This window comes from Staphylococcus sp. TCBT05 (assembly GCF_055179755.1).
In genome coordinates this window covers 1-710 of the sequence record NZ_JBUQDQ010000031.1, presented here as the reverse complement: position 1 = coordinate 710, position 710 = coordinate 1, and the positions used below count along the sequence as shown (strand labels likewise).

1 protein-coding gene is annotated in these 710 nt (G+C 35.6%); it reads right to left on the bottom strand.

Annotated features, from left to right (window positions below):
- Positions 1-210 precede the first annotated feature (210 nt).
- Positions 211-710 (bottom strand): glycogen/starch/alpha-glucan phosphorylase (locus ACY191_RS06825; protein WP_463269972.1); only part of this gene is annotated, 500 nt, incomplete at its 5' end.

The window sequence follows — 710 nt, the reverse complement described above, 5'->3', positions numbered from 1 at the left end:
TTATTGTAATTTTTACGGTTACAGGTTTCTTTACATTTTCATACTTTGCGACAGGAGAGTATGATGGGGCAGGTATCATATATACCACTGTTCCATTTCTTTCTTAAGCAAAATAAATAAAACGAGCTTAATTTTATTAAGCTCGTTTTATTTATTAATATCCATTTTTGTTGGTAAATCGATAATATATCTCCCAATATAGCAACCTCTTTAAAACTGTTTAACTGCATTACCGATACCCCAAATTTCATTACTGTACTGCAAAATCGTTCGATCGCTCGCAAAATGACCAGACTGTGCAATATTTAAAATAGACATTTCTAGCCACTTCGTTCGGTTCTCATAAGCTCTACCAACAGCTTCTTGTCTTTCAGCATACGGACCAAAATCTCGCAGAACGAAATATTCATCGTTTTGAATAACGAGAGAATCGTAAATTGCTTCAAATTCAGCTCCCGATTGTGCAAAGAAACCATTTGTTAATTGATCAACTATTTTTTTAATGTGCCTATTGTGGTGATAATAATCACTTGCACGATACCCACCATTTTGATAGTAATGAAGAACCTCTTCGGCCGTTAAACCGAAAATAAAACAGTTATCCTCACCGACCCGGTCTTTTATTTCAACGTTAGCACCGTCTAGCGTTCCGAGTGTAATCGCACCATTCATCATAAATTTCATATTACCTGTTCCCGATGCTTCTTTAC